Annotated in this window: 14 protein-coding genes; 1 reads left to right on the forward strand and 13 read right to left on the reverse strand. The window is 32.3% G+C overall.

The genetic code is table 11. The annotated features are described in order from the left end of the window. Nucleotides 1-4: 4 nt before the first annotated feature. Genes ACQV2Q_RS02635 through ACQV2Q_RS02645 form a run of 3 tightly spaced genes read right to left on the reverse strand, consistent with a single transcriptional unit; the run spans nucleotide 5 to nucleotide 2,515 of the window. The gene (locus ACQV2Q_RS02635) at nucleotides 5-1,114 is read right to left on the reverse strand and encodes a M20/M25/M40 family metallo-hydrolase (protein ID WP_428881828.1); all 1,110 of its coding nucleotides are present in this window, start codon (nucleotides 1,112-1,114) and stop codon (nucleotides 5-7) included. Between the two features lie 13 nt (nucleotides 1,115-1,127). Further along, nucleotides 1,128-1,793, reverse strand: coding sequence for a hypothetical protein (locus tag ACQV2Q_RS02640; protein WP_428881829.1), 666 nt, complete (start codon nucleotides 1,791-1,793; stop codon nucleotides 1,128-1,130). Between the two features lie 20 nt (nucleotides 1,794-1,813). After that, nucleotides 1,814-2,515, reverse strand: a complete 702-nt coding sequence (locus tag ACQV2Q_RS02645; protein WP_428881830.1) for a DUF5058 family protein — start codon at nucleotides 2,513-2,515, stop codon at nucleotides 1,814-1,816. 191 nt (nucleotides 2,516-2,706) lie between these two features. On the opposite strand from ACQV2Q_RS02645, the gene ACQV2Q_RS02650 reads away from it, so the two are divergent. Next, entirely contained in the window at nucleotides 2,707-3,630 is a 924-nt protein-coding gene (locus tag ACQV2Q_RS02650) for a LysR family transcriptional regulator (protein WP_428881831.1), read from the forward strand. A 64-nt stretch (nucleotides 3,631-3,694) separates the two neighbouring features. Here the strand turns inward: ACQV2Q_RS02650 and galU are convergent, their stop codons facing one another. From galU to ACQV2Q_RS02700, 10 genes are read right to left on the reverse strand one after another with little or no spacing between them, the layout of a single operon-like run. Beyond that, the gene (gene galU, locus ACQV2Q_RS02655) at nucleotides 3,695-4,567 is read right to left on the reverse strand and encodes a UTP--glucose-1-phosphate uridylyltransferase GalU (RefSeq protein ID WP_428881922.1); all 873 of its coding nucleotides are present in this window, start codon (nucleotides 4,565-4,567) and stop codon (nucleotides 3,695-3,697) included. A gap of 26 nt (nucleotides 4,568-4,593) precedes the next feature. After that, nucleotides 4,594-6,096 carry an oligosaccharide flippase family protein gene (locus ACQV2Q_RS02660; protein WP_428881832.1) on the reverse strand — a complete coding sequence of 501 codons (1,503 nt, stop codon included), beginning with the start codon at nucleotides 6,094-6,096 and terminating at the stop codon, nucleotides 4,594-4,596. Next, complete coding sequence (locus ACQV2Q_RS02665; protein WP_428881833.1) at nucleotides 6,080-7,531, reverse strand: O-antigen polysaccharide polymerase Wzy family protein; 1,452 nt, start codon at nucleotides 7,529-7,531, stop codon at nucleotides 6,080-6,082. Before ACQV2Q_RS02665 ends, ACQV2Q_RS02660 begins: the two co-directional genes overlap by 17 nt. Continuing rightward, complete coding sequence (locus ACQV2Q_RS02670) at nucleotides 7,531-8,544, reverse strand: glycosyltransferase family 2 protein (protein ID WP_428881835.1); 1,014 nt, start codon at nucleotides 8,542-8,544, stop codon at nucleotides 7,531-7,533. Before ACQV2Q_RS02670 ends, ACQV2Q_RS02665 begins: the two co-directional genes overlap by 1 nt. Before the next feature lie 24 nt (nucleotides 8,545-8,568). Continuing rightward, nucleotides 8,569-9,594, reverse strand: a complete 1,026-nt coding sequence (locus ACQV2Q_RS02675; protein WP_428881836.1) for a sugar-transfer associated ATP-grasp domain-containing protein — start codon at nucleotides 9,592-9,594, stop codon at nucleotides 8,569-8,571. 13 nt (nucleotides 9,595-9,607) lie between these two features. Then, the gene (locus ACQV2Q_RS02680; RefSeq protein ID WP_428881837.1) at nucleotides 9,608-10,615 is read right to left on the reverse strand and encodes an ornithine cyclodeaminase family protein; all 1,008 of its coding nucleotides are present in this window, start codon (nucleotides 10,613-10,615) and stop codon (nucleotides 9,608-9,610) included. A 14-nt stretch (nucleotides 10,616-10,629) separates the two neighbouring features. After that, nucleotides 10,630-11,871, reverse strand: coding sequence for an ATP-grasp domain-containing protein (locus ACQV2Q_RS02685; RefSeq protein ID WP_428881838.1), 1,242 nt, complete (start codon nucleotides 11,869-11,871; stop codon nucleotides 10,630-10,632). 20 nt (nucleotides 11,872-11,891) lie between these two features. Continuing rightward, entirely contained in the window at nucleotides 11,892-12,482 is a 591-nt protein-coding gene (locus tag ACQV2Q_RS02690; protein ID WP_428881839.1) for a sugar transferase, read from the reverse strand. A 5-nt stretch (nucleotides 12,483-12,487) separates the two neighbouring features. Beyond that, on the reverse strand, nucleotides 12,488-13,720 hold the full coding sequence (locus tag ACQV2Q_RS02695; RefSeq protein WP_428881841.1) for an ATP-grasp domain-containing protein: 1,233 nt from the start codon (nucleotides 13,718-13,720) through the stop codon (nucleotides 12,488-12,490). Nucleotides 13,721-13,722: 2 nt separating this feature from the next. Then, nucleotides 13,723-14,916: a DegT/DnrJ/EryC1/StrS family aminotransferase gene (locus ACQV2Q_RS02700; RefSeq protein ID WP_428881842.1), complete on the reverse strand. Its 1,194-nt coding sequence runs from the start codon at nucleotides 14,914-14,916 to the stop codon at nucleotides 13,723-13,725. Nucleotides 14,917-15,037 lie beyond the last annotated feature (121 nt).

A 15,037-nucleotide genomic window follows, 5' to 3' on the forward strand; every position in this document is an offset into this window, starting at 1 on the left:
CTACTTAATCTTTACTTAAATAATTGATCAACGCTTTAGTCGTTAGGATCATTTCATCCGTATCTAGGTATTCTTCCGTCGTATGAACCAGCTCCATCCCCACACCGACAATGGCTGAGTTAAAACCTTCTTCGGCAAAAAAGTTGGCATCCGATCCTCCACCGATAATTTGAGGCTCTGCTTTGACACCGACTGTTTCGTAGGCTGCGACAATTTCTTTGACGAATTTGAGGTCATCTTGACTGGCAAGGGCTGGGTAGTCACGACGCGTTTCGATGGTATAGTCGTTTGTATACTGCTGGATAATGCCTTCGTAGGCTTGTAATAATTGGTCGACCTTTTCTTCTTGATGCGAGCGGATTTCACCGGTAAAGATACAAGAATCTGGCACCACATTATTAGGGAAATCAGAAGTAATTTGCGACACATTGGCGGTTGTTTCGTCATCAATCCTTAAGAGCGGCATTTGGCTAATGACTTTGCTCGCTACTTGGATGGCATTGATGCCCTTTTCTGGTTCGATCCCCGCATGGGCCTTACGTCCTCCAATGGTGATCTCAAAGCGGTAACAAGTCGGTGCTTGGTAGGCGACCTTATTGGCCTTGCCGGCATTGTCAGCTACAATTAAGTTTTTAGCAGGATTGATATGCTGGTAGACACTTTCCCAATTAATATTCCGCGCGCCTAACATCCCCTGCTCTTCACCGGGAGTGACGATTACATAAATATCTTGGTGACTAATCTGATGCTTAACAATGTATTCCACAGCGGTTAAAATAGCGGCCAGACCGGCCTTATCGTCCCCACCTAAGGTCGTCGTCCCATCTGAGGACCAAATATTATCTTTTTTAACGATTTTTAAGTTTTTATTGGGCTGAATCACATCGGTATGAGCATTTAGTGACACGCCCTCGCCTTCTATGTCTCCTTTAATTTTCGCAAAGATAACTGGCGAATTGCCACCGTAGGTATGCTGGCTTTCGTCAAGATGAATCTCGGCTCCAAGATTTTCAAGAAATTTAATGACATAATCTGCCATTTCTTTTTCCTCTTTAGAGGGCGAATGAATCATCAACATTTCTTCAAAAATTTCTAAATTACGTTGGCTAATCATAAGATACCTCCTATTATTTTAATAGACCTTTTTCTAATTGTTTACGCGCAAATAAAATAGTAGTAAAGATAGATGTTAAAGTAATAACAAAAGATGGATTTCCTGGAATGAACTGAACAATGTAGATCATAACGGTTGAAATCAACAGTGCAAAAAGACCGGTCTTGTATGACTTGACCATAAATTGGCCAAAGATTGCCCCATAAATGCCTGGAATGATTAGCTCAAAATACTTCGCTAAGTCGGCAGGTAAGGTAGTAATCACCGTTTGTCCTAAAATGGTCGCAAAAATCACAAAGAAAACAGCCACATAGATGGATACAGCTAAACCGATTGTCCCCATCAAAGCCCCTTCATCTGTCCCTTGCTTGTAGCCTGAGGCTTCCGATGAAATGGCTGCGGCAGGAATCTTCATATTGACCCCATTACCTGATAACATGGTTAAATATAAGCCTGATGTACCAACAATTGGGAAGTAAGTTAAAGGTTCACTCAGATAGAAAGCTCCAGAAACAGACATTTGTGAAATAGCTCCGGCGATGATGGCGGCAAAACCTGGATTATAACCAAAGACAAAGGTCATGGTTAGAGGGGGTAGTAATACGGCAATCACTCCCAAGACCATGGTTAAGCGACCAAAATTAGTTATACTTTTGGTGAATTTTTCATAGGCTCCCATTCTTTTTCCTCCTTATAGATCTAAACAAAGAACATGCCACATAAGGCACCGGCAAACATGGCAATCGTTAGTGACCAAGACTTTAACCATTCGTATTGGTCGCTTAGTTTTTGGCAGATAATCATAATCACTAAAGCCGATAAAGAAGCGACGGCGTAGGATGGATTGACATTAATTTTTACGACATTATTCATGACAAAGTAGGCAAAAGACCCTAACATGGCACCGACACTGACTGCTGGTAGTAAGGCTTTTTTACCACCGGTCATAAAATCATTGATCATGTTCATGCGATGGCCAAAGAAGAAGGTCACAATTAGCCAAGGGATAACCCCTAAAGCCGGCGTCCATAAGGCATTGGCATACACCGTTGGATCCATCATTGGAGAGAGTTCTCCGCCTGCTGCTTGCGCACCAAAGGTGGCGGCCATGGTTTCATAGTTGGTACCTCCAATAATTGACATCCGCAAGGCTGAAACTGGCGCACCTAATGAGACAATCAAGGATAAAATACTCCCTACAATCCCTAAAGCCGGTCCAATACTGGCCATGGCTGCGACTCGTAGGCCTTTTTTAACGCGCTGTTGATCCATATTTAATTCTTTGGTTGCCTTCATCGCTTTCTTTAGGATGTAGGTCCCTTGAATCAACACTAAAGCAATACCAATTCCACTAACCAGATACATCAAAGGATGGTTGGCAAATTTTAGATGGTCTGACATACAGATTCCTCCCTATTAAATTTTAAAAAAAGACTTCAACTATGATAAACTTATTGAGAACCGTTCTCTTTTAAAGATAGCGCTTACATCTTTAATTAAATTTTACCATCATCCTCTAGCAATTAAAAATAGATGATAACAATACCACCTATCCTCATTTACTTATAATCAAACTATTAGGAGCCTAGACCATGGACATTCATCATATTCAATACATTTTGGAAATCGCTAAGACGGGTTCAATCAGCAAAGCTTCTCAAAATCTTTTCGTTTCACAACCCTATTTGAGTTCAATATTAAAAAGGTTTGAAGAATCGATTGGTTTTACTATTTTCGATCGTACTCACAAAGGGGTTCAACTAACGAATGATGGCCAGCAAGTTCTTAATGATTTGGAAAAACTCGATGCCCTTTATCAGTCAATTGAAACCAAATATCTAACACCGACTAATTACTTCTCTTCGCTTTCTATTTCTGCCAGGAGGTCTTCTTATATTGCTTTTGCAATCGCCAAAATGATCAACCGCCTGCAAGAGGAACATCATAACTTATCGATCAAATTTTCTGAAACAACCAACTTACAAGTCATCGAGGATGTTAATAGTGGCAATGCAGATATTGGTATTATTCGTTTTTATACGGAGAACAAGGAGCATTTTGAAAATCAATTAAAAGCGCGTTATATTGAGTGGAAGCAGCTTTCCTCCTTTCCTCGAGTCGTTCTGATTTCTCAGCAGCACCCACTGGCTAAAAAAGAGCATTTAGCACTTAAAGACTTAGAACCCTTTACAGAAATTATCCACGGTGATTTTGAATGGGATGATTATACTGAGGCCTATTTATGGCAGAAAAAAATTAATTCCTCAAAGAAATTAATCCAAGTTTATGAGCGAGGTTCACTGCTTGACTTTATCGCCACCATTCAAGGCAGTTACACTTGGACCACAGCTACCTACCCTACCATTCTGGATAAATACAAGCTAATTGAAAAAAGCGTCTTACCGAGTCATTCGGAATGTTTAGATTATATTATTTATAAGGCGAAGCTTGAAAAATCAGTCATCCTTAAACTAGTCGAAGAGAAAATCGATGAAACGATCCAATTATTTAATTAATAAGTAGGGCGAAAATAAAAATCCCTAGAGCTAACTTCAACTCTAGGGGGTTAATCTATTCATCTTATTCTTCCAACTTCTCTCGCATATACTGACGGATTTCCTCAGCGAATTCGCGGTGGAGGGCGAAGTCAATGGTGGTCTTAATAAAACCGATTTTCTCCCCGACGTCATAACGAATGCCTTTGAAGTCATAGGCATAGACCGGTTCGACTTGGTTTAACATTTGAATGGCATCAGTCAGTTGGATCTCTCCGCCGGCGCCGACTTGTTTCTTGGCTAGAAAATCAAAGATCTTAGGCGTTAAAACGTATCTTCCCATAATGGCTTGATTGGAAGGGGCTGTTCCTTGCTTAGGCTTTTCAACAAAGGTTTTGACCTTGTATAAGCGCCCATCTTGTTCCAAGGGATCAATAATACCATAGCGATGGGTTTGGTCTTGAGAGACCGTCTGGACACCGATAACGGAGGAGCCGGTTAAATCGTATTCGTCCATTAATTGTTGAATGGCTGGTTGATCACCCTCTTCTGATACCACAATATCATCACCCAGAAGAACGGCAAAGGGCTCATTACCAATAAAGCTTCTGGCGGTATAAATGGCATCGCCCAAACCTTTCATTTCTTTTTGGCGGATAAAGTAGACGTTCGCTAGGTTGGAGGCCTTTTGAACCGACTCTAACATAGCAATCTTCCCCTTGTTCATCAGGTCTAATTCTAACTCGGTATTCTTGTCAAAATGGTCTTCAATGGCTCGTTTAGACTTCCCTGTAATGATAATAATAACCTCAATACCTGCTGCTACTGCTTCCTCTACGATATACTGAATGGTCGGTTTATCAATAATCGGTAACATTTCTTTCGGCATGGCTTTAGTAGCTGGTAGAAAACGCGTTCCATAACCAGCTGCTGGAATAATGGCTTTACGAACTATTATTCATAATAATCATCCAAAATATTTATTTATCTTTTTACGAAGCCAACAAGATTTATAATTAGCTTTTTCTCATAATCATTCATAGTTAAATAACAATTGATTAAATAAAACGAAAGAAATAATACAAGCTTTAGAATAAAATTAAATAAAGAAAATTCATCAATTATTAAATTTATCAAAAACCCAACAAGCACCGAAGGTATTAAACGTATCGTAATAAATATAATTTCCTTCCAAAAACAGATAATATCTAATTTAACAATGGAATAATAATACCAATTTAAAATAAATCCACTTGTTATTAGCATTGTAATTCCCGTTGAAAGCGCAGCACCGAGCGCTCCCATATATTTAGATAAAACTAAAGTGGATAATATATTAAGAATTGCTGAGAACAAATATATTTTAGCTCGAAAACTATACTTATTAATTACTTGTAAAATATTTAAACCTATATGTTGAACAATATCTATAGTAAAAGGAATCATAACTATGAGTGCAATATAGTAAGATTCTTCAAAATTAGATCCAACCCAAATATGAATAAATTCTTTTCCAAATAACATAAACCCAATAACAATCGAAAACAATAAATAATAAGAAATCCTTCCAACTTTTATAAAAAGATTAGACATTAATTGTATTCCATCACTCTTCTGATTCAATCTTGATAGTTCAGGGTAAAAAACTGTAGATGCTTGTATCCCTATTAGCATGTAATTATAGTAAATTTGAGAACCAATTGAATATACAGCGACGATAGTAGGTGAAAACATACTACCTAATATTAACTGATCAGTTTTCCAAAAAATCTGATCAGCTATACTAGATAACAATATGCTAGTTGAAAAAAACAACATACTCCTTAATAAAGTAGGATTAGAGATCTTTCTAGGAATAGTAATCCTTATATGTTTTTTGAAATATAAATATCTAAAAAGACATAAAATTAAATTTATGCATAACTGAATAACCACTATTGTAACTGCATATGGAAAGATTTTTAAAAAAAATGAATACATCAGAGGTTGAATAAGTTTTGAGACGATTAAAATTAATCTCAGAAAGGTAAACTTTTCATAAGAGGTAATAGCAGCTAAATAAATTGAATTTGATAAAGAGAATATTAAGTTTAAAAAAAGGAGTATTATCATTATTAAACTTTCATTCATTTGACTATGTAATAATGATTCCTCATAAAAGAATTTAAATAACGTTAAAAAAAGAACACAAATTAGCACTAAAGCAAAAGATAAATATCTATTTATTTTTCGCGAAATTGATAAAACAATCTTCATATCTTGTTGACTTTTTTTGGCTACAGCTTGCGAAAAATATTTCAGTGTTCCTCCTGAAATACTTGTTTCAAAAATAGCAACGTATGAAATTAAAGCTCCTACAATTTGATAGACACCGTATTCTTCTTCACCAACAAATTTTAAAATTATAGGCACACTAATAAAGCTAACAAATATATGAGTTGCCATATATATATATGACAATGTAACCCCTTTAATTCTTTCTTTCATAGGAATTTCCTTTTAAAATTATTGATCTGTAATTATTCTTACTTAATATTTGCCCTAAATATTTTACAAACAAATATATGAACAATATGTATATCACATTGGTAAAGCTAAATGTACTTGATATAAAGGATAAGGCGGTAGATCTTGGTGCATAAAAAATTCTAGATAACATGAAAAAAGAGAAATATGACAAAACAATATTACGACCAAAGTTCATATCATTATATCTTAGTACTAGACCATAAATAATATTTATAAAATATACCCCAAATAATCCTAATGTGTGATAGGCCTCTGCAATATAATTAGAACCTAAACCTCGTCCTAATTTGTAAGTATAAGGTAATACTAAATATGATATAGAGTCTCCAAATGAATTTCCCCAAAAAGCTGATTCAATTGTTTGAGGTTTATAATAAGTAAAGTCAAAAAACATCTTGGTTATTTCATTGTATTTTAAAAAATCAATTATCGGTCCGAATAAATAAGGTTGATCAGGTAAAACATCTTGAAAGTATTTCCCATATTGAATAACAGTAATGCTAACCCCCTGATCTTTAAAGAAAGACAAGAACGATTCACTCAGATCAAAAGAAAGTGGCTCTCCATTTCTAAAGTTACTTATATTATATAAAAGCAATATAAGTAAAGGAAAAGATAAAACAGCTGTTATAACAAACTTTTTAGTAATCCATTTTTGATTGTCATCTATAATATTTCTTATTAATATATAGAAGAACACTATCATAACAGATAACATAAAATCTGTTCTCCTTCCAGATAATAAAGATACACTTCTTACTAATAGGAAGACAGTTGAAATAATCAATACATTTTTCTTTTTAGGAAATGTTGATAGATATAAATAGAAACTCATTATAAAAAATTGAGATAATCTAACCAATATACTGTTAAACGAACTTCCACCTCTCAAGTAAAGCGACTCATATGAGTTTTGAGAAACAAATTCTACATTTTCTCTTATTAGTAAGATCATAGGTATTAAACCAATTGTAAAGAAAATAATAGATATTAATCGAATGAGATTTAAAGAGTTGATATTTTTATTTGGAGCATTATTCTTTCTTTGAAAGTTGAAAATAGCATAACTTAAATAAACAGTAAATTGCGAAATGAGTAGTAGTATATAAGTGTGTAATAGAATATCTTCATTAAAATTGTATAAAGGTTCTTTTTTAATAATGTAACTAAGTATGCTCCCTCCATATAAAAATACAAACGAAGTTATTTGATAACATAATAAGCTAGGTTTTATATTTTTTATAAAAATTGAATAATAAGAGACCATTAACCACATTACAAAAGAAAAAAGAAAAACATATAAAGAATTTCTTAAAAGATAGGATGATATTCCAGCGAGAAAGACACTAGTGCATAAAATATTAAAATATAAATTTTTTCTATCGAAGTTCATTATAACTTCTCCTTCAACTTAATATACAAATATATAATCAAATAAAAATTACTTCTCAGTATCAGATAAGATATACCTATAGTTCTAAAACCTTTTGAAATATTAGTTAGCTCATTCATTTCTTTCATAAAAGAATCTACTATAATATTTTTTAATAATTTCTTTTTTTGTTTAAATTCTTTGACACTGAATATGATGTTTTCACATGCTAAATATGCATAAACATAAAATTTATAAGACAAATCTTCTTTAAGTAATATATCTTTCTTATCTACTGAAAATCTTATCAAATCTTTAAAGATTTCTTTAACGACATCCCAATAATTCTCTGTATATGTATGTGTAATCGAGGAATGAACTTGTCTGTAAACAGAAAACTTTTTACTATACATAACATACATATCATTGATATAGTAATGAACTTTAACTAAAAACTGAAAGTCCTCTGATCTATAAACATTCTCATCAAAAAACAAATCATTATCTATGATGATACTTCTTTTAATCAATCGAATGAAAAGATAAGATGGTACATTAAATTTAGTATTGGATCTAACCATTTTTTCCAAGAACTTTCTTGAGTCTTTAGAATTATAGTGCCCCTCTTTTATTTTAAAAGTCGTATTAATTTTATTGTTTTTTCCATCTATACTAAACCCGAAAATTATCATTTCAGGCAAATAATCATAGATAATTTCCTCTAAAGTCTTCAAAGAATAGTCCAGTAAATAATCATCCGAATCTATAAAATATATATATTCTCCTTTTGAATATTTAATTCCCATATTTCTTGCTGCACTAGGTCCTTGCTTTTTACATTTATAAACTTCAATTCTATCGTTATTATTAGCTAATTCTTCAGCAATTATTAAAGTATTATCCACAGAATTATTATCGATCAAAATTATTTCATAATTTGAGAAATTTTGTTTCGTAATACTATAGACAGTTTCCTGAATATATTTTTCGCTATTATACATTGGTATTATGATGCTAATTAAAGGACTATTCATTAAAACTGCTCCTAACTAAATCTTTTAATTAATATATTTTTTATAGTCTTCCCACTTTCCAATCTGATCCGGCATTTGAGTGATATCAGGATCAGAAGCACAGTTCCCCTCAATGATACAAATTGTTCCATCCTCTTTAATAGAGACATCCCAACCTATATATCTAATCTCAGGATTAATTAAGGCTGCATTTTTTACAGTAGCTTTTACTTTCGTCCAATAAGGTATATGAAATCCTATAATTTCTTTATGTGAATAGGGATGTACAATAAATTTTTCATTCAATTTATTAATACCTTGAGTATAAACAATACCAAGCTCGATATCTATTAAAGCTGCTATTCCTAGATGATGAAAATTATCTGTAAAGCCTTTACCAGATCCAGCCCTAAACACAGCATGTACTATTTCCACTTCTTCGTTATTAACCACCGTAACGAGTCTTATTGTGTTAACTGATGAAGGATTGAATTTTTTCATTTCGGAATGTTGATGGATGATTTCCTCAATTATTAAATTATTTTTTTTGAAATCCAAAAAATCATTAATTAGACTTTTACTCTCTTGACTTTTATATATACCTATACCGTTGCCACCACTTCCTACTTTGATCTTATAAATAAAAGTAGGATGTTTTTTTACAAAATCTAAAAATTCTTCTTCACTTGCAATACTAGTATCTAACCAATCACGTCCAAGAAAATTATCGTATAATGAATTAAAATGACTTTTATCATCTATTAATTCATTGGTCAGACTTCCGTTAAACTTCTTCACCATATAAAGCCATTTCCTTCCAACAATAAAACGTTTACGATCATTATATTTTCGATAATAGAAATTATATTGAAAATAATCATTTATCCCAGCGCCTAGGAAAATTACAGAAAAAATAAAATCAACTGAAATATGCAGTCTCTTTAAAAAGCTCATTTCACTATCTATAAATCGATCAATCAATAAATTATATTTTTTAAAACGACTTCTTAAATATGAGATGCCTTTATCATCATTATATCCTGTAATTCTAATATGATCTTCGTTACTCAACTACTCTCCCTCCCTAGCTATCTTTAAATTGGAATTTAAATGCATCTTTTTTATCCCTATAGCACTCGTAAACATAGTTGGCTATCATAACATCTATGTATGCTAAACCAACAGAATTGAAATAGATAAACTCATCTTCATTCTCTCTTCCAATTTTTTTACCAGCTATAATTTCTGATAAATCAGCGTATATATTTTCATCAGTAAGCAAGCCACTCTTGTACATTTTGCTTATTGTCTGACTTCCTCTGTGCTTCACATTTTCCCATTTATCGCACACAATTTTTGATGCCGATAACGCAACATTATATTCATCTTCGTAACCACCTACATGAACATAGGTAGCGCCTGATTTTATCCAACTCTCTTTAAGTAACGGTTTTTGAGCGCTTGTAGCAGTGACAATAATATCAGAATCAAAAACTGCTTTTTCGAAATTATCTTCGCAATTAATATAATTTACATTTGAATATCGCTTTCTAACATCTTTAATAAAGTTTTCATTTGATTCGAAAGAATTTGAGGATACAAAACAGCTAGCAATAGTTGGAAATAAATCTTTAATAATTTTAAAATGTGCTCTTGCTTCAGCGCCTGACCCTATAAAGCCAATGGAGTCAGGGTTTTTCTTTGATAAATATTTCAAAGCGCAAGCTCCAACTGATGCTGTTCTTATACTGGTTAAAGCTGCACAATCCATAACTGCGATTGGTTGTCCAGATTCAATCTCGGATAAAATCATTAATCCATTAACATTGTCTAATCCATACATAGGATTATTAGGAAATACAGAAACCCATTTGACACCAGCGACCTTCTCTTCAATAAGTGTAGCAGGCATACAATTAATTCTGTTTTGGATCATCTCATCGAAAATTTGTGAATTCTTTTCTGGAAGAATGGTCTTTCCTTCAGTATATCTCAAAAAAGATTTTTCAACTAACGAAATTAAAATCTCTATATCATTTAATACCTTAGTAACTTGATTATTTGTTATTAAAATTGTATCTTTCTTTTTCATATATTATCTCCTATTTAGATAATTCTAAATAACATATCGTCATTTTCTGTATTTTTTACACTAATATGATTGAGAATATCATCAATAATTGCATTAATTTCACCTTTACTATCAGCTAACAAATGTAAATAACAAAAAACTTGGTGGACATTTCCTGAAGATTCAATCAAGTCTCCCTCGACATGACATTGGGCAAGTGCGTGAAAGCCATCTATTTGATTTAAATCATCTAGTCCACTTACCTTCATAATTGTACCGGGATATATATGAATGGGAGCTATACAATAAATCTTATTCGTATTTTTCAAATCATATTGAAAAGATTTTTCTGAATTATTAAGTGTATGATTTATTAGTAAACTTATTTGATTTAAACCAGTAAAATATTCTACTGGATGGTAGGTCATTGAACCTCCAAACCGATAACCCATCTCATTAAAAATTAAATCTTTTCCATCTGAAAAAGCTTCTATCCATATCGGTCCATTTTTAAAGCCTTCAGATTCCAACATATATGAAACTTTCTTTTCATATTCATTAAAGAATAATTTTTGATTGTTGGATGGGAAATATTGGAGTGCCATAACTGGGGCTCCCTCAGAACTGATTTTTCTTGAAATTTTATCAGACATTCCACTAAAATATGCCTTACCATTAATCATGGTATAGTGGATAATAGTACTATCCATATTTATATATTTTTCAACAAGCACATCATTCGAAATAGAATTATTATAAGCCTTCATAAAACCCGAAATAAATTCTAATGAGTTATTACAAATAGTTATTCCAGTCGATCCATTATTATCTACTGGTTTAGTCACAACTGGATAAGGTATTGTATCAGCTTCGCTGAGATAGTTTTCTATATTAATATTAAAAAAAGGAGTAACATTTATTTCATATTTCATACACATTTCTTTAAATACTCGTTTATTTGTAGCAATATTCCAAAGTCTTTCACTGCAATAAAAAGGAATATTAAATTCTTCACTTAGTTGTATAGCTATTGGCATATTAGTTTCACTCGCTCCAACATATATACCGTTAATACTCTCATTCAATATAATTTCACTTAAAGCTTTATAGTCTTGTGTACTAATTTCAAAGGATTTATTTGCTATATTTTTGCATATTGCATAGTCTTTATTCTTTTGATCAATTGCTACTGTATAAATATTGTTAAAGTTTGCATACTCATATGCATCTTTGAAGAAAGGCGATGCACCAAGAATCATTAATTTGTTTTTTGCCATTTAAAACATCCTATCTTTTTCTAATCCACAAAAATATTCGATTTTTTAAAAACGCTCTTTATTGTTTGTATAAAAATTTTTAAGTCAAGCATAAGGCTTAATTCCTCAACATATTTACCATCTAATAAATATTTCTCTTCTTGAGATATCGAGTTTCTATAAAAAGCTTGACTATACCCTGTAATTCCTGGTCTAACTTTTAATCTTTTTTTTCTAATTTCATCCATTTCTCTATAATCTTTTGAGACTATAGATGGTCTAGGCCCTATAAAACTCATATCCCCCTTCAAAACATTAAGAATTTGTGGAATTTCATCAATAGAACTTTTTCTTAGCAGTTTTCCAAATTTAGTCAATCGATTATCATTAGAACTATTAAAAGTAGACCCATCTGGATTTCTAATATCAGGAGAGTCAACATACATTGATCGAAATTTGTACATAGAAAACACTTTGCCGTTCTTTCCCCTTCTAAAAGCGTTGTAAAAGATCGGACCCGGATCATCCAAGTAAATAATTGTCCCAATAATAATAATTAAAATAAAGACAAGGGGTAATAACAAAAATGCCAACAAAAAGTCTAAAATATTTTTAAAATATTTTTTATACATTTATATCATTTCCTTTGTTTATCAATATCTATTTTTAGATAGTTCAAAGCTTTATCACAAATATCATTTGCTTCTTGACTAGTCTGAGCTTGAGCTATTACAAAACCAATTCTGTCAACGCTGTTAGAAACTTTTTTTACTTCTTCACCAATACCCCTTAGAATATTAATCTGTATAACACCTTTTATGTTTTTTGCAAGTTCTAAACCACTTATATTTTTAACAATACCACTCGGTACCTCTATATACTTAATGGCAGAAGCTTTTTTAAAGCTTACATTAATATCTACTTGCTCCCCAATTGCAAGTCTAATAGTGGCTTCAACCATATCTACACCTGTAGATAAAGGAACTAAATGAGTACCAATATTATCCCCACCCAATCGAGCTCCAATCTCAACTATTTTAGGCCCTTGATTTGTCACCATAATTTCTGTATGTGAGGGACCAAATTTAATCCCTAAAGCTTTATTGGCTTCTTTTGCTAAAGTAATAATCTTTTCTTTTGTATTTATCGGCAATTCTGAAGGCTGAGAATGACCCATTTCAACAAAGTTGGGTGCTCCAGTTGTTATTTTATCAGTAATTTGAATAATATGACAGTCTCCATCAATAGAAAAAGTTTCTACACTAACTTCTTTACCCACCATAAATTCTTCAATAATTACTTCTCCAGTCCTTGAAAAAGATGAACTATATTCAAATGCTTTTCGACAATTTTCATCTGAGGTGTCTTCTAATAAGAATACACCCCTACTACCCGAACTATCTACCGGTTTAAATATAAAATTTTCAATTAAATTAGTATTTTGATGTACAATTTTGATGGATTCTTTGGCTGAATTAGCAATAGCAAAAAATGGTATAGCCACATGATGATCCTTCAAGGTAGTTCTCATATGTTTTTTACTTGTAGTTTTTAATGCAGTATCTTCGCTAATTCCGTTCAAATTCAGTTTCTTAGCTACATAAGATACTGTTCTCATGGGCATATCACTCGCTAGTGTCATAATTCCATCGATATTGTTTCTAATAGCTGCTTCATAAACAAGCTCTTTATCGATTGTACTTATAAATTCCTTTGTTATACCCTTAATTTTAAAACCTACTGCATTTGGGTTCATATCAACGACAACAACATCTAAACCCATTTTCATTGCTTTTAAAATAGCAGGTAACTGTAAAATACTAGCACCTAAAATCATAACTTTTTTCTTTTTTATTATACTAAATGTCATAATTATAAATATTCCTTAAATGTATCAATGATATATTTGACTTCACGATTCTTTAATAAAGTATGAAGTGGCAAGGTTATTTGATTCTGATATTGTCTAAATGCATTAGGATAATCATCAATTTTAAATCCTAAATTTTTATAGGCAGTCATCATAGCTAGCGGCTTATAATGAACGTTAGTAGCAATTCCTGCTTCTGCCATTTTTACAATTAAATTATTTCGCTCTGATTCTTTATATCCATTTACTCTAACTAAATACAAATGGCGACATGATTCACTTTCTCTATTTTCGTGTGACAGAATTTTAACTGGTAAATTGGCTAAACCCTTATCATATATTTCAACGATTTTCTTACGACGGTTTAGAAGTTCAGGATATCTTTTTAATTGAGCTAGCCCAAGAGAAGCACTAATATCTGTCATATTACATTTAAAATAAGGCGCTACTATATCGTATTCCCATGAACCTAATTTAGTTTTAGCCAAAGCATCTTTATTTTGTCCGTGAAGAATTAATAACATAAATTCTTTATAAATTTCGTTTTGATTTATTGGGATATCCTTTCTCCAAGTAAGCGCTCCGCCTTCACCAGTTGTGAAATTCTTAACAGCGTGGAAAGAAAAGGAAGTAAAGTCAGCAACTTCTCCAGCATTCTTTCCTTTATAGGTTGATCCAAGTGCATGTGCTGAATCTGCTAGTATAACCACACGATCAAAAACCTCTTGCTTAGTTCCTTTAGAAGGACTAAATTTATGTTTTTGATTTTCAACAATTTCATAAATCCGATCATAATCACACATTACTCCACCTAAATCTACCGGAATGATAACTTTCGTTTTCTCGGTAATAGCAGCTTCTAATTGATCATAATCCATTTCAAATGAGTCTGGAGCAGTATCTACTAGCACTATTTTAGCACCAACATGATCAATTACACTTGCTGATGCTGTATAAGTATATGCTGAAGTTATAACTTCATCGCCTGGTCCCACACCTAACAACCTTAAAGTCATTTCCATGCACGCTGTTGCCGAATTCATAACAACCGCTCGATCAGTATTACAGTATTCTGCTAATTGAGATTCTAATAATTTTGTTTTAGGGCCTGTTGTTATCCATCCAGATCGTAATGTATCAATAACTTCTTTAATTTCAAGTTCTGTAATATCCGGAGGAGAAAATGGGATTTTCATAATATCGCTCTCTTTCTATAAGTATATGATGCTTTATATTCACCGTTAAAAGTATAACACAAGAAATCTCATTTTGAAGGCATTCTTCGTTTTTCTTTCAAAGATTACATTTATTACATAA

The sequence above is a fragment of the Facklamia sp. P12950 genome, assembly GCF_050409465.1.
In the GTDB taxonomy this organism is placed as follows: Bacteria; Bacillota; Bacilli; order Lactobacillales; family Aerococcaceae; genus Facklamia.